Origin of the sequence: Limnospira fusiformis SAG 85.79, assembly GCF_012516315.1 — a bacterium.
Lineage (GTDB): Bacteria > Cyanobacteriota > Cyanobacteriia > Cyanobacteriales > Microcoleaceae > Limnospira > Limnospira fusiformis.
This window is the reverse complement of the sequence record NZ_CP051185.1, coordinates 4,906,355-4,927,762: the sequence shown is the minus strand read 5'-3', so window position 1 is coordinate 4,927,762 and position 21,408 is coordinate 4,906,355. Positions and strand designations below refer to the sequence as shown.

11 protein-coding genes and 1 pseudogene are annotated in these 21,408 nt (G+C 42.7%); 4 read left to right on the top strand and 8 right to left on the bottom strand.

Annotation, left to right across the window (positions count from 1 at the left end; all coding sequences use genetic code 11):
* Positions 1 to 5: 5 nt before the first annotated feature.
* On the top strand, positions 6 to 2,909 hold the full coding sequence (gene uvrA / locus HFV01_RS23180; RefSeq protein WP_193520419.1) for an excinuclease ABC subunit UvrA: 2,904 nt from the start codon (positions 6 to 8) through the stop codon (positions 2,907 to 2,909).
* Positions 2,910 to 3,141: 232 nt separating this feature from the next.
* Here uvrA and larC read toward each other — a convergent pair whose 3' ends face one another.
* The gene (gene larC / locus HFV01_RS23175; protein WP_046320228.1) at positions 3,142 to 4,383 is read right to left on the bottom strand and encodes a nickel pincer cofactor biosynthesis protein LarC; all 1,242 of its coding nucleotides are present in this window, start codon (positions 4,381 to 4,383) and stop codon (positions 3,142 to 3,144) included.
* Between the two features lie 136 nt (positions 4,384 to 4,519).
* On the opposite strand from larC, the gene HFV01_RS23170 reads away from it, so the two are divergent.
* Entirely contained in the window at positions 4,520 to 5,188 is a 669-nt protein-coding gene (locus HFV01_RS23170; protein WP_193520418.1) for an L-threonylcarbamoyladenylate synthase, read from the top strand.
* Between the two features lie 60 nt (positions 5,189 to 5,248).
* Here HFV01_RS23170 and HFV01_RS23165 read toward each other — a convergent pair whose 3' ends face one another.
* Both HFV01_RS23165 and HFV01_RS23160 read right to left on the bottom strand, forming a co-directional pair.
* On the bottom strand, positions 5,249 to 8,785 hold the full coding sequence (locus HFV01_RS23165) for a WD40 domain-containing protein (RefSeq protein WP_006667868.1): 3,537 nt from the start codon (positions 8,783 to 8,785) through the stop codon (positions 5,249 to 5,251).
* Between the two features lie 460 nt (positions 8,786 to 9,245).
* Positions 9,246 to 12,830 carry an AAA-like domain-containing protein gene (locus HFV01_RS23160; protein WP_006621562.1) on the bottom strand — a complete coding sequence of 1,195 codons (3,585 nt, stop codon included), beginning with the start codon at positions 12,828 to 12,830 and terminating at the stop codon, positions 9,246 to 9,248.
* A gap of 173 nt (positions 12,831 to 13,003) precedes the next feature.
* On the opposite strand from HFV01_RS23160, the gene HFV01_RS23155 reads away from it, so the two are divergent.
* Positions 13,004 to 13,162, top strand: a complete 159-nt coding sequence (locus HFV01_RS23155; protein ID WP_006621561.1) for a hypothetical protein — start codon at positions 13,004 to 13,006, stop codon at positions 13,160 to 13,162.
* A gap of 127 nt (positions 13,163 to 13,289) precedes the next feature.
* Here the strand turns inward: HFV01_RS23155 and HFV01_RS23150 are convergent, their stop codons facing one another.
* On the bottom strand, positions 13,290 to 14,690 hold the full coding sequence (locus HFV01_RS23150; protein ID WP_006621559.1) for an AAA family ATPase: 1,401 nt from the start codon (positions 14,688 to 14,690) through the stop codon (positions 13,290 to 13,292).
* On the opposite strand from HFV01_RS23150, the gene HFV01_RS23145 reads away from it, so the two are divergent.
* Positions 14,689 to 14,916, top strand: a complete 228-nt coding sequence (locus HFV01_RS23145) for a hypothetical protein (protein ID WP_152344040.1) — start codon at positions 14,689 to 14,691, stop codon at positions 14,914 to 14,916. The two genes, HFV01_RS23150 and HFV01_RS23145, sit on opposite strands and share 2 nt — an antisense overlap.
* Here HFV01_RS23145 and HFV01_RS23140 read toward each other — a convergent pair.
* The 4 genes and pseudogenes from HFV01_RS23140 to HFV01_RS23125 all read right to left on the bottom strand — a co-directional run bounded on the left by HFV01_RS23140 (position 14,860) and on the right by HFV01_RS23125 (position 21,233).
* Positions 14,860 to 17,586 (bottom strand): valine--tRNA ligase, encoded by a 2,727-nt coding sequence (locus HFV01_RS23140; RefSeq protein ID WP_006621558.1) that lies wholly within the window; start codon positions 17,584 to 17,586, stop codon positions 14,860 to 14,862. The genes HFV01_RS23145 and HFV01_RS23140 overlap by 57 nt on opposite strands.
* A gap of 227 nt (positions 17,587 to 17,813) precedes the next feature.
* Entirely contained in the window at positions 17,814 to 19,112 is a 1,299-nt protein-coding gene (locus tag HFV01_RS23135) for a glutamyl-tRNA reductase (RefSeq protein ID WP_006621557.1), read from the bottom strand.
* Between the two features lie 134 nt (positions 19,113 to 19,246).
* On the bottom strand, positions 19,247 to 20,284 hold the full coding sequence (gene glpX, locus HFV01_RS23130) for a class II fructose-bisphosphatase (RefSeq protein WP_006621556.1): 1,038 nt from the start codon (positions 20,282 to 20,284) through the stop codon (positions 19,247 to 19,249).
* A gap of 195 nt (positions 20,285 to 20,479) precedes the next feature.
* Positions 20,480 to 21,233, bottom strand: a pseudogene (locus tag HFV01_RS23125) (zinc ribbon domain-containing protein).
* Positions 21,234 to 21,408: the final 175 nt, after the last annotated feature.

The following is a 21,408-nucleotide window of genomic DNA, read 5'->3' as shown; positions in this document are numbered from 1 at the left end:
ACCTAATGGCTAAACCTGCGAAATTTTCCGATCTCCAATCTACCATATCCCCGGCTAGTCTGAACACTATTAGAATTATCGGGGCGAGACAGCATAACCTGAAAAATCTCAATCTGGAACTTCCCCGCGATCGCCTGATTGTATTTACTGGCGTTTCAGGTTCTGGGAAATCTAGCCTAGCTTTTGATACCATTTTTGCTGAAGGACAACGGCGTTATGTCGAGTCCCTTAGTGCCTATGCGAGACAATTTTTAGGACAATTAGATAAGCCCGATGTTGATGCGATCGAGGGGTTGAGTCCCGCTATTTCTATTGACCAAAAATCCACCTCCCATAACCCTCGGTCTACCGTGGGAACAGTTACCGAAATTTATGATTATTTACGTTTATTATTTGGTCGGGCGGGTTCCCCTCATTGTCCTATATGCGATCGCCATATTGCCCCCCAAACTATTGACCAAATGTGCGATCAAGTTATGGCACTTCCTGAAGGCACTAAATTCCTTATTCTTGCGCCTGTTGTCCGAGGGAAAAAAGGCACTCATCGCAAACTCTTATCTAGTTTAGCATCTTCAGGTTTTGTCCGGGTCAAAATTGATGGGGAAATTCTCGAATTGTCTGACCATATAGACTTAGACAAAAATCATGTCCATGATATTGAAATTGTCATTGATAGACTTATTGTGAAACCGGGGTTACAGGAACGTTTAGTTGATTCCCTAACTACCTGTTTACGCCATGGGGAAGGTGTTGCTATTATTCAGATTTTGGATAACCTCAGTATATCACCAGAAGAACAATTCCCCAAACCGCAACAATTGGTATTTTCCGAAAACTTTGCTTGTCCTGAACATGGGGCGGTTATGGAAGAACTTTCACCCCGCCTATTTTCTTTTAATTCTCCCTATGGCGCTTGTCCCGCTTGTCATGGTTTGGGACACTGGCGGACTTTTTCCCCAGAATTGATTATTCCTGACCCTTCACAACCTGTTTATAATGCGATCGCCCCTTGGTCAGACAAGGACAATTCCTTTTATTTATCCCTACTTCATAGTGTCGCCCAAGCCTTCGATTTTGAGATTTCTACCCCCTGGAAAAAACTGACACCCGAACAACAGCATATTATTCTTTATGGGAGTGATGAACCCATTTTAATAGAAACTGATTCCCGCTACCGAGAAAATCGCAGTTATTACCGCCCCTATCTCGGTGCAATTCCCATGTTACTCCGACAATATGAGGAGACAGGTTCCGAAGCACAAAAGCAGAAATTAGCCCCTTATTTGGTTGACCAACCCTGCGAAGTCTGTCACGGTAAACGATTGAAGCCAGAGGCGCTATCTGTCTATTTGGGACAGTATAATATAGCAGATTTAACCGAGGTTTCCATTCGGGATTGTTTGGATAAAATTAATCAGCTACAATTGAGCGATCGCCAAGCCCAAATCGGGGATTTAGTCTTACGCGAAATTAAGGCAAGATTACAGTTTTTGATAGATGTCGGTTTGGATTATTTAACCCTCGCTAGATCCGCTTCTACCTTGTCCGGCGGAGAAGCCCAAAGGATTCGATTGGCTACTCAAATTGGCGCGGGTTTAACCGGTGTTTTATATGTCTTAGATGAACCTAGTATTGGCTTACATCAACGGGATAATGGCAGACTATTAAATACCTTAATCAAGTTGCGAGATTTAGGCAATACCTTGATTGTAGTTGAACATGACGAGGAAACTATCCGCGCCGCTGATTGGTTGGTTGATATCGGTCCTGGGGCGGGAGTTAATGGCGGAGAAATTGTCGCCCAAGGGGATTTAAAAACTTTATTAACTACTCAAAAATCCCTCACGGGTGCTTATCTTTCTGGACGCAAAAAAATTGAAACTCCCCCCAGCCGCCGTCCCGGAAATGGGCGATCGCTATTTCTCAAAAACGCCCATTGTAATAATCTGCAAAATATCGATGTCGAATTACCCCTCGGTAAATTAGTCTGTATTACTGGGGTATCAGGTTCCGGTAAATCTACCTTAATTAATGAGTTATTATATCCCGCCCTCCAACATCATTTTTACGGGAAAATTGCCTTTCCTAAAAAATTAGATAAAATTCAGGGATTAGATGCTTTGGATAAGGTCATTGTCATTGATCAATCTCCCATAGGACGCACTCCGCGATCTAACCCCGCTACCTATACGGGAGTATTTGATATTATCCGAGGACTGTTTGCAGAAACCATTGAGGCGAAAGCTAGGGGATATAAGCCAGGACAGTTTTCTTTTAATGTTAAAGGCGGACGCTGTGAAGCCTGCGGCGGACAGGGGGTAAATGTGATTGAAATGAATTTTCTTCCTGATGTTTATGTGCAATGTGAGGTATGTAAAGGCGCACGATATAACCGGGAAACTCTCCAGGTTAAATATAAGGGCTATTCTATCGCTGATGTCTTGAATATGACCGCTGACGAGGCTTTAAAGGTTTTTGAAAATATCCCCCGCGCTACCACTCGGCTGCAAACTTTGGTTGATGTCGGTTTGGGTTATATTCAGTTAGGACAACCTGCGCCTACCCTTTCTGGGGGAGAAGCACAACGGGTTAAATTGGCTTCCGAATTGTCAAAACGCGCTACTGGTAAAACTCTGTATTTAATTGATGAACCAACTACGGGATTATCTTTTTATGATGTTCATCAGTTATTGAATGTTTTACAAAGGTTGGTTGATAAGGGTAATTCTATTATGGTCATTGAACATAATTTAGATGTGATTCGTTGTGCTGATTGGGTGGTGGACTTGGGACCAGAAGGAGGCGATCGCGGTGGTCAAATTGTCGCCACCGGAACACCCGAAGATATTGCTAATAACCCCCATTCCTACACCGGATTTTATTTAAAACAACTGTTAACAACTTCCTAAAAAAAACCGAGTTACAGAAACCCGGTTTCTTTCCTATACACAGAGAAACCCGGTTTCTTCAGAGAAACCGGGTTTCTTTGATTCTGGGGTTTCTTTCCTATATACATAGAGACCCGGTTTCTTTCCTATACACATAGAAACCCGGTTTCTTCAGAGAAACCGGGTTTCTTTGATTTTAGGGTTGATTTCCTATATACAGAGAAACCGGGTTTCTTTGATTCTGGGGTTTCTTTTATGATAATTTTTGTTGTATTAACTGCCAATGTTGTAAGGCGTTTTGATGAATATCTAGCCAGGGGATTTGATGCTGTTGGGCGAGGGTAGCGCAGTCCTCATATTCAGGATGCACATTAATAACGCGATCGCCTGAAAAAGCCACCTTAATTCTGACTAAACCATATTCAGTGTCAACCGTCTGTAATTCGCGGTCAAGAATAGTGCGACATTGCCAACTTTGACGAATCCCTAAAGTAGTAGTTTCGGCAAAGAGAATATTCCGGCAAGTATCCACAGCTTCCGGGTGACAAATCACAGTTAATAATATTCCGAGGCGAGACTTTTTCATGGTCACAGGTTGCACAAAAACATCCACCGCCCCCGCCGATAATAAAGCCTGAGAAGCATAGGCGATCGCTTGGGGGCTAAGGTCATCAATTTGAGTTTCTAATACTGCCACCATTTCCTCATCATGATTATGGAAAGTCCCCGCCAAACCATGACTTTCCGCCTTGGGTTTATCTGTATCCTCAGTTTCCCCTAACCAGAGGCGGAGAATATTAGGGATGGGAAAATTTGACGAACCCGCCCCCAGTCCCACCCGTTTCAGAATCATCGGCGGTGGCGGTCCGAATTCTGTAGCCAAAGTTACAGCGATCGCCGCCCCCGTTGGGGTAACTAATTCTCGTTCAATGCCATTGCTATAAACTGGAACACTACGCATTTCCCAGAGTTTCAGAACAGCAGGGGCAGGTACTGGTAAAATTCCATGGGCTGCCCGGAATGTGCCACCACCTACCGGAAAAGCAGAACAATAGAGGCGATCGATTTTTAGCCAGTCCAACCCCAAACAGGTTCCGACAATATCCACGATCGCATCTGTCGCCCCCACTTCGTGAAAATGTACTTTTTCCGGGTCAATACCATGAACCGCCCCTTCCGCCTCCGCCAGCTTGCGGAATACCGCTAAACTCATGTTTGCTGCCCTTGGGGGAAGTTTTGCCGCCTTGATAATGGCTTCAATGTCTGGTAGGTGGCGAGTGTGATGATCGTGGCTGGTCAGGTCTACATGAACCTTCGTGGCTTGTTGACCCTGGCGAGTTACCTTTTCAGCCCATAGCCGATATTCTTCAGCCATTCCCAGCCTTTCTAGCTGTGTCGTGAGATACTCCAGGGGAACCCCGGCATGAACTAACGCTGCGAGGCACATATCCCCAGCTATTCCAGTGGGACATTGAAGGTAGGCTATATTGATCATTTTCCGCCGTCTGGTTTGAGTGATATCGATTTGAGTTTAAAGTTATTTTACTCAAAAATTGGGCATGATCGGATCGTCATTCTGACTTTAAACTTTTAATGGTTCGATCATTATTCTAGTTCATGGACTTTATTATATGGCTACTCTGTACGAAATTCATCCCCAAAATCCCCAAAAACGCACCATTGAACAAATTAAGGATGCCCTCAAGCGTGGGGCAGTCATGCTTTACCCTACCGATACCGTTTATGCGATCGGTTGCGACCTCACCGTTAAATCTGCCGTGCAAAAGGTGCGACAAATTAAGCAGATTTCCAATGATAAACCTCTCACCTTTCTCTGTTCATCCTTATCTAATATTGCCGATTATGCCATAGTTACTGATGCCGCCTATCGCACCATCAAAAGATTGATTCCGGGGAGTTATACTTTTGTACTTCCCGCCACTAAACTGGTGCCGAAATTGGTGATGTCACCTAAGCGCAAAACTACCGGAATTAGGGTTCCTGATCATCCCGTGTGTTTAGCTATTTTGGAATCTCTGGGAAACCCAGTAATTTCCACTTCTGCACATATTAAAGAAGAAGATGAACCCTCCGCCTTAATTAAAAAAATTCCCCAAGAGTATGATAAGGTTCAGCTTTTTGATGCTTTGGAGAATTTGGTTGATATTATTGTTGATGATGGCGCTGATTTGGATTATCAAGTTTCCACAATTATTGATTTAAGTGCTGATGATCCTGTGTTGGTGCGGCGCGGAAAAGGATGGGAGGCGATCGCTGATTGGGATCTGCCAGAAGAATAGCTAAATAGCCCCAATTTTAGGGGCTAGGTTAAACTTTCATCAAACTTTAATTAATAAACTTTAATTAATGCGATCGCACAAATTTCTTTCCTCATCCTTTAATTCCGGGTAATAATCCAGGTAATCTTGGATGACATAACAAGCATAACTCAACTCATCTAAATTCATAATCTCAGCCAAATTCCAGATAATGACTTGATTATCATCTCCCCCAGAAATCATCCATTTTCCATCATTACTAAAAGCCACAGTCCGCACCGACCCTTGATGTCGGATCAAAGTTCTTATTTTCACCCCTTCATTAGTCCAAAGTTGAATAGTGCCATCCCAACTAGCCGAAGCAATCATCTGACCATCTGGTGAAAAAGCCACCTTATCAACAGTCCCCTGATGATGCAAAACTATCGGTTCTCTACCATCTAAAAACCATAATCTGAGCGTGTTATCTGTACTAGCAGAAGCAATCATATCACCCTGGGGACTAAAAGCCACCCCCCAAACACTACCCTGATGATTACCAATTAACCGCGTCCCAGACCCGTCTATATATACAACTCTGACTTCCGTATCCTCGCTACCTGTAACCACCATTTTACCATCAGGACTAAAGGCAATTCCCGTAATGGATTCCGAATATTCCCACTCCCGTAGAAACTCCCCCACTCGACTCCACAACTTCACCTTATTATCATTTCCCACCGAGGCTATAACCTCACCATTTGGCGAAAAAGCTAGTTGATTTCCCCCCATAGAATGAGCATTATTAATAACCTTTAATAACTCTCCCTCCATATTCCAGAGGCGAATACTTTCATCCCAGCTACTCGTCGCCAAAATTTCACCATCAGGAGAAACCGCCAGACCAATTACACCCTGATCATGACCTTCTAGGCTTCCCAGTAAATTACCCTGCATATCCCACCGATAAACCTCTCCACCCCAACTACTAGAGAAAACTTGCTGATGGTCTGGAGTGAAAACTGTCGCCCGCACATTGTCTTGATGTCCTGATAGCACAGTAAAAAACCGATTCTTAACTTTCCAGAGTTTAACCTCCCCATGGAAGTCAGCAGAAGCCAGAGTTTCACCATCAGGACTAAAGGAAAGTTGGGTCATAGGCGCAGTATGGGAAGCGAAAGTTTGCAGGTGTCTACCGTCAGGACTCCATAAACGAATACTTCTATCCCAACTCCCAGAGGCAATTATATTACCATCAGGAGAAAAAGCCACAGTTCTAATACTATTCTGATGTTCTCCGAGTACAATGGCAGACCTTTCATTAATAGACCATAATTTCAGTTGTCTATCCTGACCTCCCGCCGCTATATACTGACCATCAGGAGAAAAAGCTAAAGCCTCCACAGCTTGTTGAGAATGTTCAAAACTAGCTACTAACTCCCCTCCTATTTCCCACAGTTTTACTCTGCCATCATTACTCGCAGAAGCTAGGCGGTTACCGTCTGGAGAAAAGGCTATCTTTGTCAGCGATTTAGTATGACCCACAAATTCATTGAGTAAAGTCCCATCCCTGCGCCAAAGTTTTATAGAACCCTTAGTGCTGGTAGTGGCTATGGTGTCTTGACCCCAAATTATCAGATCCAATATTTCTTCCTCATGGGCGGAAAACGTGAACACCAACTTACCTTGATTTGACCAAATTCTGACTTCCCCATTGCTGTCTCCTGTGGCTATATAGCCGTCTGGGAAAAAAGAAAGGGTTCGTAATTCATAGGTAAAGTTATCGATAATATTAAGTAGTTTACCCCGTCGATTAAAAATTAAAACTTGATTATTTTTGTCGATGTCCTCCCTTCCGTCAGTATGGGGATAATTGGCGCGGGAAATAATTCCTATCTGTTCCCCATCTTCCGTCCAATTTAAAGCCCAAACTCGGTCTTGGTGACGACCAAAACTATTATATTCATTCATCCCATAAACAGATTGACTCAGAACGGCATTGACTTTTTTTAGGAGATGATCTTCTACGTTTTGGACATCCTTTAGCCTGATTTTTGCCCGCACAGCATTAACTAAAGCATTCAGGTTATTGTTTGATAAAAACTGACCCTCTGTGGCGGAAATTAGGGCTTCAATTTCTCGGACTTTGGTGATTTCGTAGCTGGCGATCGCTCGACGATATTGGGAGTAAGCTAAACCAGCTAATCCTAGGGAGAAGAATAACGATAAAACCACCGTCGTTAACAGTCGTCGCTGTAGTCTTGAGTTTTTATATTCTTCTAAAAGTCTCGCTTCTACCGCGATTAATTTTTCCGCTTCTAAAGCCTGTTGCATAGCGGCGCGATCGCATTTTTCCGAGGCTGCTAAAAATTTATAATCACCATCACTTAAACTTTTACCTAACGCCCAAGTCCGCGCTTCTAATAACGCTTGACCTCGTAAAAGCCGAGAGTCATCAGTTTGATGAGAAGCTATCCAAGCCTCAAAGTTTTGGGAATAGGGACGTAGTAAATTTAGCTGTAATTGAGTCCATTCTAAATTAAAAATATGCTCATAAATCGGATTTTTTACTTTTAACATATTCCCGGATTTTTCAATTAATCCAGATAGCAAAACCTCCGTTTCTTCCCGACTACCATCAAAGGGTATTTCTGTCTCTAGGAGTATTTTCTGATAAATCCCTAATAATCTTGACGAGATTTGAGAATTGCTAATTATTCTATTTCTAATGGTTCGTAAATGTTCCGGTTCATCCTGTTTCTCCCAATTGGTGATTATCTGGTCAATTACCAAGTCTTTGATCAACTGTTTTTCCGATAATATATCAGCAAGATTTGGGGAAGTTACACCGTAATAATGTTGGGAATAAATCAGATAACATAACTTCTGAGTTAAAAATGGCTGTCCTCCCGTCCAGTTTAAAATTTCTTCCAGCAAAATTTGGTCATTAAAACCGGGAACATTTAATCCCTGTTGTAGGGGTTTCGCTTCCTCTAGGGTAAACCCCGAAAGTGCGATCGCTGTGCCAATATTAAAAGGTGTTCGGGTGCGATCTCTAATTAAGTCGGAGGGATTAGCTACCCCAAAAATCGCAAAATTTAGCCGCTGATATGCTGGTTCAGTTGCCCGTTGATTATAACAAAATCGAATAAAGGCAAACCAATCATCTACCGGAAATGGCAAACTTAAAATAGTGTCTATTTCATCAACAAAAATGCAAAATTTATCCTGGTTAAATGTAGGCAGTAAAACTTCCACTATAAACTGATTTAATTTTTGTACCAATGAAAGTTCGCCTTGTTCTTGCCACCAGATTTTAAATGGCATAGATTTTAATAACCCAAACCCGCGCCAAAGTTCTACAAAAATTCCCTTATACCACTGCATTGGGGTGACATCTTCACTACCAATAACCGTCATGTCTAAGGTCGCACAACGTATTCCTTCTGCTTGTAAACGGTGGCGGGTTTGCACTAACAGAGACGATTTTCCCATCTGACGAGAGTTGAGAACATAAGCAAACTCTCCCCGTTTTAAGGCTTCATATAAGTCTGTGTCTGCCTGTCGCTTAACATAGCTAGGACAGTCTGTATGCAGACTACCCCCGACTTGATAAATTGACCGATATTCAGTTATCATAGTTAAAAATCTATAGCCAATTATGATAATTATCTGACTCTTACAATTACTCTTACAATGGCTCAAATCATCAACAGCTCTATCTTAAATTTTGGTAAAGAAAACATCCGATTCACCAAACGCCTATTTTGTCAAGATGCTAATTTTTTGCCCTAGCCAAATCCTCAAAAACTCGTGCATCGCAATTTAAAAATTTCACCAAAAAATATTAATATTTCACGATATATATAGGGTTTCCAGCTTTTTTTTTGCGTGTAGTCACAAGAATGCCTTTATTGCAATTTATATGAGTATAGCAAAACCCCCATGCTGTCGTCAAGTATTTCAGAGGAGTTATCAATTAAATTGTATTAAATCTTAACATGAGTTGGAAAATCAAAACTATCTTGATGAAGTTATTAGTAAAAGTTATTTTTTGGGGGTGTTTAAAGGCTGTGGGTGAGAGTCCCAAAGAATCTATTTAATTTTGGCAAATTTGGCGATCGCCATTTGGAGTATCGGGATTAATTGGTAAGTAATCGCGCACCCATTCACAAGCATAATTTTTCACCGATTGATAATTAATAGAATTATCGAGATTCCATAGAATAGCCACCCCATCAGTATCAGTAGAAATTAACTTTTTACCATCATTGCTAAAACTCACCGACAAAACCCTAGTTTGACGGGTGCGATGACCATTAAAAACCGCCAATTTTTCACCGCTAACAGTCCATAGTTTCGCACTTCCATCTGTTCCCACCGTCGCCAGTATTTTACTATCTGGGGAAAAATTAACATCAGATACAATATCATTATGATAAGTTTTAAAACTGTTAATTAAATTGCTATTAACATCCCAAATTTTCACCATATCATCCTCAGCTACCGAAGCCAAAAAGCGACCATCAGGAGAAAAATCTAAGCCTAATATAGTTCCGGTGTGGTATTGACTTAGTTCCCGTTTAAGACTACCATCAACTCCCCAAATTTGCACCGTTTCACCACTACCACCATAAGCAATTAACTGACTATCTCGGCTAATAGCAACTGTGCGGATAGTCTGTCCTTGTGAAGACCAACTGTTTTGCAAAACTCCATCTTTATTCCAAAGTTTGATAGTGCCATCACCACCACCACTCACCAGAAATTCACCATTAGGACTAAAAGCCACCGACCAAACAGGTCCAGTATGTTCAGTTAAAGTGTTGAGTAAAGTTATGTTGGTTCCATCAGGTGAAATTTGCCACAGTTGAACAATATTGTCATAGCTACCAGTAGCTAAAATCTGATTGTGATAATCAAAACTGACCGACAAAACTCCCCCATCGCTAGTAGGAATAGTCTGTAATAACTCCCCATTAGGTCGCCAAATTTTGAGAGTTTTATCATCACTACCAGTTACCACAAAACTGTCATCCTCAGAAAATACCGCATCTAAAATACCTCGATTATGTCCCCTCAAAATCGTCAGGCTAGGGTGGTCAAAACTCCAGAGTCGAAGACTGTTATCATTGCTTACCGAAGCCAGAGTTTTACCATCAGGACTAAAGCTAACATTCCAGACCTGTTGTTCATGACCTTCTAGGGTATATAACAAATTACCATCTATATCCCACAGCTTAATATTATTAGCTAAATCAGCGGTAGCAAAAGCGATACCTAAACGGCGGATAATGCTATCGGGAGGACTAATAGCCACAGACCAAACCCAACCTTCCTGGGAGGGTAAAGTAGTAATCAGACTGCCATCAAGTCCCCACACTTTGGCTGTACCGTCATTGCTACCGGAAACGATAGTTTTCCCATCAGGGGAGAATACCACATCCCAGACGGGGTTTTGGTGTCCCCTAAAGGTATTAACTAGACTGCCATCTATTCCCCATAGTTTCACGGTGTGGTCTTTGCTGCTGGTGGCGATATTTTGACCATCTGGAGAAAAAGCGATCGCCTCTACAGCATCATCATGACCTGTTAAAGTCAGGTAAAGATAAGCATCAGTCCATCCCTGGTCACCCCGTCGCCACAGTTGTGCTGTTTTGTCTTGACTGGCTGTTCCTATGGTTTGACCATCTGGAGAAAAAGCGATCGCTCTGACACCATTTTCATGGAGATTTAGGGTAGTAACTAAATTACCATCAAGAGTCCAGACTTTAGCCGTTTTGTCTAAACTAGCTGAGGCTAAAAATTGACCATCTGGCGAAAAAGCCACATCAAAAATGTCCCCTGCATGACCCTCAAAAACCCGTAATAAATTACCGCTTATATCCCAGAGTCTAATAGTTCTATCATTACTGCTAGTAGCGATATATTGACCGTCAGGAGAGAACGTAACTCGCCAAATCATATTTTGATGGGCTACAATACGATTAAACTCATCAGCGCGGAAAAATGCGCGGCTAACCGTGTCTTTAACTTTCTCAATAATTTCGGGATTAGCTGATTGGATAGTTTCAATTTTTCGGTGTGCTGCTAAAGCCGACAATAAAGCATCCAGGTGATAATTTTGGCTGAATAAAGTGTTGGCAGAATTGATAATAGCCACAATTTCGTTAATTCTAGCTTGTTTTTCATTGATTGAAGCCTTCCTATACAAATTAAATGTCTGAAATACTAACAAGGAATTTATCACAAAGCCAACAGCGAAAATACCCAGGAAAACTTTTTGTTTTTTAGCATTTTTTCGTTCCTGCAATAATCTCTTTTGCTGTTCTTGTAATTGGTTAGCAATAGCTTGCGATCGCTCAATTTCTAGTTGCTGTCTAACTTGGAGTTGTTCCAATTCAGCCGAAGCATTTAAAAACTGATAATCTACCGGACTTAAAGCCTTACCCACCATCCATTTGTGAGCATCTTCTAAAGCCTGTCCTCGCAGCAGTCGAGACTCATCAGTTTTACCAGAAAGCACCCAGGCTTCAAGAGTTTGGGAATAGGGTCGTAAATTACCTAACTTTTTGTCCACCCAACCCTGATTAAAAATGCTTTTATAAATCTTGTTTTTCAACCTCAAACAATTGTGGTACTTAACCACCAAGCCAGACATGATTAATTCCGTTTGTTCTGAACTACCGTCAGCCTCAATTATTATACCTATTAAAATCTGCTGATAAAGACTTAGCAAATTCGCCAGATTTTTTTGATTGTGCAATAATCGATTACAGATAGTCCTTAAATGTTCCGGTTCATCTTGATATTCCCAATTATCAATAATGTAATCTTGAACAATTTTCGAGATTATCTTTTCCTCTGTTTTATACCTCCATAACTTATGTTTACCTCCTTTCAATATCTCCATATATAAAATATTACAAATTTTCTGAGTTAAAAAAGGCTGTCCTCTCGTCCAATTTAAGATACTCTTCAGCAGACGACGAGAATTTTTACCCGGCATCATTAAACCTGTCATTAAGGGTTCAGCTTCCTTTAACGTAAATCCTGATAACTGTATAGCTTTACCAATATTAAACGGCGTGCGATTTTTATCTTTAATTAAATCCGAAGGTGTAGCCACTCCAAAAATCGCAAAAGTAATCCGATTATATTCGGGATTAACAGCCCTTTCATTATAACAATAACGGATGAAAGCAAAAAAATCATCCACCGGAAATGGTAAACTTAAAATACTGTCTATTTCATCCACAAATATAAACAGATTTTGGTCGGGTAAATGTTTTAATAACTCTTCAATAAATTGACTTAAACGCTGCAATAAGGATAGGTCTTCTCGTTCATTCCACCAACTTTTAAGCGGAAATTTACTGGTTAGCTTAAAACCTGTCCATAAAAATGTTAAAATCCCTTTATACCACTGTAAAGGTGTCACATTTTCACTACCAATACAAGTCATATCTAAGCTGATACACTTCAGCGACTCCTGTTGTAGTCTATGGGAAGTCCGCACCAACAGGGACGACTTACCCATTTGGCGACTATTGAGAACATAGCAAAATTCCCCGGATTTCAAGGCTTGATAGAGTTCCCTATCCGCCGCCCTCTCTACATAGGTCGGTGAGTCCCTATGAAGGCTACCACCGACTTGATAAATTGATTCGTACCCAAGTCTCATGACATTACATCGATGATGGATTATAGTTAATTATTCGCCTATCAAATGCTCATTGCATAAAATGTCGATTTTGTCAATAGCCAAATCCTCAAACACTCGTGCATCGCTATTTTAAATTTTAGCCACAAAATATTAAGATTTCACGATATATATAGGGTTTACGGTTTTTTTGGGTGTGTAGTTACAATAAGTCCCTGGAAGCGATTTCTCTGAGTATAGCACAACCTCCATTCTGTCGTCAAGTATTTGAGGTTACTGGTATTGAGGCGATCGCATCTCAAATTATGCTTTTTCTAAGAACACTCGGAAATAAATTTCTTGCTGATACTTAACCGATAAATAGTGCTTCGGTATTTCTTTTATATTGTCATCGTCTATTGTTATAGGATAGAGCGATCGCTTTAATTTGTGCTGATTCATCAATTAACTCTGACAGAATTCGATAATCTACCTCCCACACTAAAACCCTTCTCCCCAGACGATCGCTTCTTGAATTTTATTCATGGCTTCAATGGCAGTGTCAAAGCTGGAAATTTCCATACCGAAATCCGGTGTAATTGTCGCTACGGTTAACGTTTGACAGCGACTCCGCCTCGATTTACCGGGTAATTGGATAAGGGCTTCTTCCGCCATATAAACTCTAACACGACTAGCCGCGAGAATTTCATCTTGTTTATAGCCTGCTTTTTCGGCAATTTGTTGAATGTGGGGTTTATCGGAATTGAGCATGATTAGGGTGTTCAATTCCTTGACAATATAATCACTGTGGGTCGTAATCAATACTTTGATGCCACTGTTGATCAACCGAGCAATTAAACGAGCGATTCGACGTTGGTTTTCCGGGTGCAAATTTAGTTCAGGTTCATCAATAATTAGTAATTCGCCGATTTTGGCAATATGTTTTAAATAAAAGCCAATATCCAGTAACGAACGAACCGCACTAGAACTTTGATCCATCGTTAACTGAGCTTTTTTATTGCCCGTAGGAATATAATAGAGTTCATCATTTTTGGTGACCACATAACGACCGCCAATAATATCATCAAAATCGTCTAAAATACCAGGATTGATTTCGCTTAAATTACTGCTGCGTTTAGATATTCCCTCTAAATTACGCAGAAACTCAACATTTTTATGAATCGGCAACGCATAATCTCCATACCCCTTAGAAAGCAGCAGTTGAAACCTATCTTTTTCCCCTTCAACTTGGCTCAGTTCATCTAGGAGACGATTACGGGCAAAATTGAGTTCTTTCCGAAAAATAGCCGCACCTGTTCTTTCCGCACTGGCGATAAAAGGACGCGGAAAAAATCGAGAAAACAGGATATTTTTAATTGAATCACTAATAATTTTCCTGATGATTTGTCGAGGAAAATTCAGATTTTCCTTTGTGGCTAGGAGTGTAACCGTCAATTCTGGGCTATTTACAGGTTTGATTAGTGAAAAGATTTGCTGATCAGAGCCTCTGGCTCCTATATTGGTTTCATAGACATCATCAAAAAAATCTCTATTGAAATCTAAAAAAACTTCAAAGGTTGTCTGAGCAAACCTGGCTCGGTTTGTCCCAAAGATTTCCCCCAGACTGTCTGCGTAGGCTTCGGAGGCTTGGGATAGGATTTTTTCTGGGGAATCAATATCAGTTAGGAGGTTGATCGTCGCCAATCCTTGATTTAAAATCTGGTCAATAATATCATTGGCAATTTCCACTTCAAAGCCATCTCTCCATGTAGCTAAAAATCCAAACAAAGCATAGGTAACATAGGTTTTGCCAGAGTTATTTTCCCCACAAATAATCGTGAGATCTCCTAACTCGAGTTCGGCTTGTTTGATAACACCTAAATTTTGAACCTTGATTTTCATGAATAATTTAAGTGTGAGAGTTTTAGATTTTTATGACTCTGCTATGGTAGGGGTATTGGGAGGATATGGCTCGGAGATTGCATCTGTTAACAATATTTGGAACTCCCAAATACTTTTTGAGTACATAGATGATGGTCAGTGGGGAAAATTCCCCACAGTTAGGAAAACCCTAGAAACCACTCAAACGGCTTTGGAGAATTTCTGCTTGTTTCTCAGCTTCTGCTAAAGCATCTCGCGCCCCCTGTACAACCTGCGGGTCGGCTTTATCGACAAAATTAGGATTACTTAAACGCTTGGTATAGCTGTCAATTTCTTTCTGAATTTTTGCCAATTTCTTCTCGGTTCGTTGCTTCAAGGCTGGTAAATCAACTACCCCAGCCAAAGGAATTAAGGCTTGAATAGTCCCGACTACCCCGGCGATAGTTTGACCTTCATTTCCGGTTAGGGCTTCTGTAATCACCAAGTTATCCACCCCAGCAATTTTATTAATATAGACCTCTCCCCGCTGCAAAATCTCCCTTTCTTTGGCATTTTCACTTTGCAGAATCGCGGTAACTTTCACCTTGGGTTTAATATCAGCGTCGGCGCGCAAATTTCGGAGAGTGCGAATTGTGCCGATAATTAAATCAAAATCGGTTTCTAAGTCGGAACTGATCATCTGTTCTTGCAATACTGGATAAGTCTGCACCGCCAAACAATCTTGTTCCCCGGTTTGGGTTAAGGTGTGCCAAATTTCCTCGGTAATGTGTGGCATAAAAGGATGTAATAGCTTTAAAATGCCTTCTAAAATGTAGGCGAGTACCTGCTGGGCTACTTTCTGAGAAACGCCGCCATCTCCCTGTAAACGATACTTGGCTAATTCAATATACCAGTCGCAAAAATCACCCCAAATAAACTCATATAAGCCCTTGGCGGCTTCCCCTAAACTGTAAGCATTCATATAATCACAAGTTTGCTTGACAGTTTGGTTAAACCGAGACAAAATCCAACGATCGCTTAATTCCAACTCCTCCAAATTCGGTGTTCCCAATTGTGCGGGAGTTTGTCCTTTCAGGTTCATCAACACAAACCGGGCGGCATTCCAGAGTTTATTAGTAAAATTCCGGGAAGCCTCCACCGACGGCGACTCATCCTTGCTGCGGTCATACTCTAAACGGATATCCTGTCCTGCGCCGATCACTTCCCGCATTAAAGTATAACGCAGCGCATCAGTCCCATATTTATCAATCAACAATAAGGGGTCGATACCATTTCCCGCTGATTTCGACATCTTTTTGCCATTTTCATCCAGGATTAAACCATGGATATAAACGGTTTGAAAAGGCATTTGGTCGGTAAAATATCCCCCCATCATCGTCATTCTAGCCACCCAGAAAAAGATGATATCAAACCCAGTAGACAGAGTATTCGTCGGGTAATAGGTTTGCAAATCGGGGGTTTTTTCCGGCCATCCCAAAGTCGAAAACGGCCACAAACCAGAGGAAAACCAGGTATCGAGAACATCGGGATCTTGCTGAAGTTTTACCCCTTCTCCAAAGGAGGCGATCGCTTTTTCCTGTGCTTCTGCTGCTGTCCGCGCCACCAGAAAAGGAGTATGATCAGTAATTTCTCCCCCAGTTTCACTCACCGCATACCAAGCCGGAATTTGATGTCCCCACCACAGTTGACGAGAAATGCACCAATCTTCTAATTTCACCAACCAGTCACGATAGACTTTTTGCCATCTTTGGGGGACAAAATTCGGGCTATGTTGATTATCCAAAGATACCAAAGCGCGATCAGCCAACGGTCTAATCTTGACAAACCACTGAGTAGATAATAGCGGTTCAACCGGAACTTTTCCGCGATCGCTATAAGGTACAGAATGGCTATAGTCTTCTATTTTCACCAAAAACCCTTCGCTTTCCAAGCGTTTCACCACATTTCGCCGCGCCACAAACCTATCTTGTCCGACAAACGGTCCGCTATTTTCATTCAAAGAACCGTTTTTATTCATAATATTAATCATCGGCAAATTATGCCTTTTTCCCATCTCGAAATCATTGGGGTCATGGGCGGGAGTAACCTTAACGCAACCCGTCCCAAATTCTGGATCAACTAACTCGTCCCCAATGATAGGAATTTCCCGATTCATAATTGGTAAAGTCAGAGTTTTACCAATCAAATTTTGATAGCGTTTATCCTTAGGATTAACCGCCACAGCCGTATCACCTAACATAGTTTCCGGGCGAGTAGTCGCCACTTCCACAAACCCACTACCATCACTCAGAGGGTAGCGAAAATGCCATAAATTGCCATTAACTTCCTTATTTTCCACTTCCAGATCCGACACCGCCGACTCACTAGCGGGACACCAATTCACCAAATATTCACCCCGATAAATTAAGCCATCTTCATACAAACGCACAAAGGCTTCAATTACCGCTTTTGATAATCCTTCATCCAGCGTAAACCGTTCACGAGTCCAGTCACAGGACACCCCCAAACGTCGCAATTGATTAACAATTGTACCACCGGACTCTTGTTTCCACTGCCAAGCCCGGTCTAAAAACTTATCCCTGCCCAAATCATAGCGAGTTTTACCTTCTTCTCGCAATTGTCGCTCTAAAATAGTCTGTACTGCTATACTAGCGTGATCAGTTCCCGGTAAATATAGCGTATTATAACCGCGCATCCGATGATAGCGAATTAACGCATCAATCAGGGAATTATTGAAAGCGTGACCCATGTGGAGACTTCCCGTCACGTTGGGGGGGGGAATCATGATACAGTAGGGTTCACCTGGATGGTTAGGGTCTGCTTTAAAGACCTGCTTCTGTTCCCAGTATTGCTGCCATTTGGCTTCGGTGGAGAAAGGGTCGTATTGGGGCGCTAGTGTGGGAATAGTTGCAGTCATAGCAGATTAATCGACAGTTTAAGCTGATTACTCGTTCCTAAATATTTTGCCACATCAAGGCATAAATTACAGTAGTTGATTAGATTATTAGTTATTCTCGCCCCTGGCGGTCATCGTAACCGCTACTATTCAAGGCTGTAGAGCCTGTTTTTCCTGTGGTGTGACCAGCCCAGACCCACCCCAAACCCCTTTTATGGAGGACGGGGGGGACTGAATCCGTTGATAGTCTAACTGTATTGTTGACCAGATATAGCTTCTGGGTCAAGGTTAAAGAGAGTTTGCAGGGTTTGCATAGCCCGGCGGCGGGCTTCAATATCCTGCTGCGATCGCAATTGTACCATAGGATCATGGAGAATTTTATTGACAATACCCCTAGTCAGGGCTTCAATAACCTCCTGATGCTTTTCGGCAAATTCCGATCCCAAACGAGATAGGGCTTTTTCCAGTTCCTGTTCTCTAATGCCTTCAATCTTATCGCGCAGACAGTTAATGGTCGGAACCGTTTCCAAACTCCGCCACCAGACATCAAAGGCTTCCACCTCTTCTTCAAGAAGAACCTCCGCCTCCTGCGCCATTTGGCGGCGGCTTTCGTAGTTTTGGGCTACCACCGCCTTTAAGTCATCCACATTAAACGCCTGAATTCCTGGTAACTCCGTGACATCAGCCGCCACATTCCGAGGAACAGAAATATCCACCAACATTAGAGACTGGTTAGGCGCTAAAGTAGTCTCTAATTTAGCCCGATCTAAAATCGGTTCCGTCGCACCTGTGCTAGTAAAGACGATATCGGAATTAGCCACAACAGCCATCATTTCCGACAGAGGACACAAGTTCAAATCCGCTTCTCTAAATTGACCCGCCAACTCTTGCGATCGCTTTAACGAACGATTTATAATAGAGATGTGGTTAGCCCCCTTAGAGAGCAGATGTTGTACCAATAGGCGAGACATTTTACCCGCCCCAACAATAGCCACTCGGTAATCAGACATATCCTGAACTTTCATCTGCACCAATTCCACAGCCGCAGAACTAATAGAAACCGCCCCGGTACCAATGCTAGTTTCTGTCCGCACCCGTTTCCCAGCCGTCAACGCTTGTTTAAATAAACGATTGAGAATGCGCCCTATTCCCTTGTATTGCTGACCCAACTTGTGAGTTTGCTTAACTTGGGCGAGGATCTGTCCTTCTCCCAGAACCAAACTATCCAATCCCGCCGCCACTCGCATTAGGTGCATAATTGCATCATCATGGAGAAGCGTAAATAGATGGGGACGCAGTTCAGCCAGGGGTAGTTGACTCGACTCCGACAGAAACTGAGTCACTTCCCTAATTCCCGGTTGAGCCTCAACTGTGACCAAATAGATTTCCAAGCGATTACAGGTACTAAGAATCGCCACCTCTTCCAAATGAGGATAGCTCAACAAATGCGCGATCGCCCCTTCTATCTGAGGTTCTGGAATACTGAGTTGTTCACGGACGTTAACTGGAGCCGTTTTGTGACTAAGACCTACGACTGCAATATTCATAAAACGGTTTAGTGTTTCGGTTTTTTTATTAGTGCATGGGATCAGGTTTCAGCCATCTCCGGTGTTTCTGCTTTCAGCCCACAGAAATTCACAAAATCTGTGCAATTTCCCTGATCCCGTTTCCCGACTGGAAACTAGCGAAGCTGAATATTTTTCGGCTTCTCAAACATATGGATAGTATCTACAAAGCGAGCCGTTTTCGACTGAGAGGAAATTACCAAGCTCTGAGTCCGAGCGCCGCCACCGAAGAAGCGAACCCCCTCCATCAGAGTACCAGAAGTAATACCACAGGCCGCAAATAGAACAGTTCTGCCGTTAGCCAGTTCTTCTGCATTATAGACCTTATCAGGATTTTCAATCCCCATATCTTTCAAGCGAGCGATGTTGCTTTCCTTGCTTTCACCGATCAGACCAGTCTTGACGACTTCTGGGTCGTAGATCAATTGTCCTTGGAAGTGACCCCCCAGACAGCGCATAGCAGCAGCAGAAATCACCCCTTCAGGAGCCGCACCAATACCCATCAGAGCATGAATGTTAGTTCCAGAGAAAGCACAGGAGATAGCTGCGGACACATCCCCATCACTAATCAGACGAACCCTAGCACCAGCTTCCCGAATTTCCTTAATCAGTTCCTTGTGGCGGGGGCGATCCATAACCACAACCACTAATTCCTCAACCGCGCGACCCATGCAGTCCGAGATAATCTGGAGGTTTTCTGTAGCTGATTTGTTAAGATCAACATGACCACGAGCTACCGGAGGGGCTGCTAGTTTCTTCATGTAGAAATCAGGAGCCGCAAAAAGTCCCCCCTTCTCAGAAATAGCCAGCACAGCCATCGAGCCATTTTGACCGTAGGCTACCAGGTTAGTTCCTTCGCAGGGGTCAACGGCGATGTCAATTTCTACCAATTCTTCTGGGTTACAAAAGGTCGCCGAATTTTCCTGGGTGCAGATACCTACCTCTTCACCAATGTAGAGCATAGGAGCCTCATCGCGCTCCCCTTCACCGATGACGATACGACCGCGCATATGAATTTGATTCATCCGTTGGCGCATGGCTTCCACAGCCACATGGTCGGCGGTATTTTTTTCGCCTTTACCCATCCATCGAGCCGAAGCGATCGCCGCTTGCTCGACTACCTCAATAATCTCTAAACCAATAGCGTTATCCACGAGTTTTATCCTCCCAACATCTGAGACTGCCTGATGGTAGGGGCTGGTTCAGTAAACAGCCTCTATTTGCAACCGGTTATTTGTGAACCCGCCCCTAAGCACTCCCAGTGTTCAAGTCTATCAGGTTATTGAGAGCCTATATGCAGGGAATTGAAATCCTCTTAATAATCTTAACAAATCTTGACACTCTCCTGCCTAAAGGCGAGGGGATTCTTCATTCATAGACCCAACTTGCTTTGACAGGATTGCTCCAGCCATAGTATAGGTCGAATCTCCTGAAGCGTTCGGGTATAAGACCCTTCGCGCTTGCCCTAGCGTACACAAGGCTGACTTTGCTGCGCAACGCTGCGCGAACAGGATGTTGAGCGCAGCATTCCCATCCCGAGCCAAGTTTAACCCACATTGACAAACATGAGTTCGAGTGGATAGGGCTTTTTTGACCACTGCACCACAGTTAGAGCATTCTTGGGAAGTATAAGCCGGGTTAACCGCAACCGTCACCTTGCCAAACTTCACCCCAAAATACTCTAGCTTCCTGAACTGATACCAACTTGCATCATTAATCGACGGGAATGGTGATTTGATTACGAGTTTCTGATAACTTCCAACCACAAGTTGTGTATTCAACTGAACGGCTGTTCTTTTTGAACTTGGGAAAACCTTTCTTTCCTCGAATGGCTTTCCGGCAGTTCTCGTAGAACCTCCTTATTGCCGAATATGCTCTTTCAATGGACGCTTGACAGGCGCTGGAGTTTAAGTTTTTAGCAAAAGGAAATTCATCTCGAGCGTGTTTTGCCCTAGACCATACAAATTATTCTGCCCAATTCCTGAATTATCCATCCAGAAACCGATCGCTTTATTGCCGATGGACTGAGCAGTTCGGATCGCCTCATCAATGGCAATGCACGTGATTTGACTTCCCTTTGGCTTTAAACTCCAGTACAATCATTTATATGGGACAACCCGCCTGTTATGGTCGAAAGGGAAGTCACCTTCCCCAACTCCAATTCCAAACCGTGCTTGATACTTTCACATCACACGGCTCCTAATGTGAATACCCTATTGTCAGTAGGAACGGGACTACAACCCCCCGCTTTATGACTTCAACTTTCAGAGCTATATGA

What these genes read in the sequence shown, in the direction of transcription:
- uvrA (WP_193520419.1), top strand. Translation starts at nt 6, where the DNA reads ATGGCTAAACCTGCGAAATTTTCCGATCTCCAATCTACCATATCCCCG.
- larC (WP_046320228.1), bottom strand. Translation starts at nt 4,383, where the DNA reads ATGATCAATATAGCCTACCTTCAATGTCCCACTGGAATAGCTGGGGAT.
- HFV01_RS23170 (WP_193520418.1), top strand. Translation starts at nt 4,520, where the DNA reads ATGGCTACTCTGTACGAAATTCATCCCCAAAATCCCCAAAAACGCACC.
- HFV01_RS23165 (WP_006667868.1), bottom strand. Translation starts at nt 8,785, where the DNA reads ATGATAACTGAATATCGGTCAATTTATCAAGTCGGGGGTAGTCTGCAT.
- HFV01_RS23160 (WP_006621562.1), bottom strand. Translation starts at nt 12,830, where the DNA reads ATGAGACTTGGGTACGAATCAATTTATCAAGTCGGTGGTAGCCTTCAT.
- HFV01_RS23145 (WP_152344040.1), top strand. Translation starts at nt 14,689, where the DNA reads ATGAATAATTTAAGTGTGAGAGTTTTAGATTTTTATGACTCTGCTATG.
- HFV01_RS23150 (WP_006621559.1), bottom strand. Translation starts at nt 14,690, where the DNA reads ATGAAAATCAAGGTTCAAAATTTAGGTGTTATCAAACAAGCCGAACTC.
- HFV01_RS23140 (WP_006621558.1), bottom strand. Translation starts at nt 17,586, where the DNA reads ATGACTGCAACTATTCCCACACTAGCGCCCCAATACGACCCTTTCTCC.
- HFV01_RS23135 (WP_006621557.1), bottom strand. Translation starts at nt 19,112, where the DNA reads ATGAATATTGCAGTCGTAGGTCTTAGTCACAAAACGGCTCCAGTTAAC.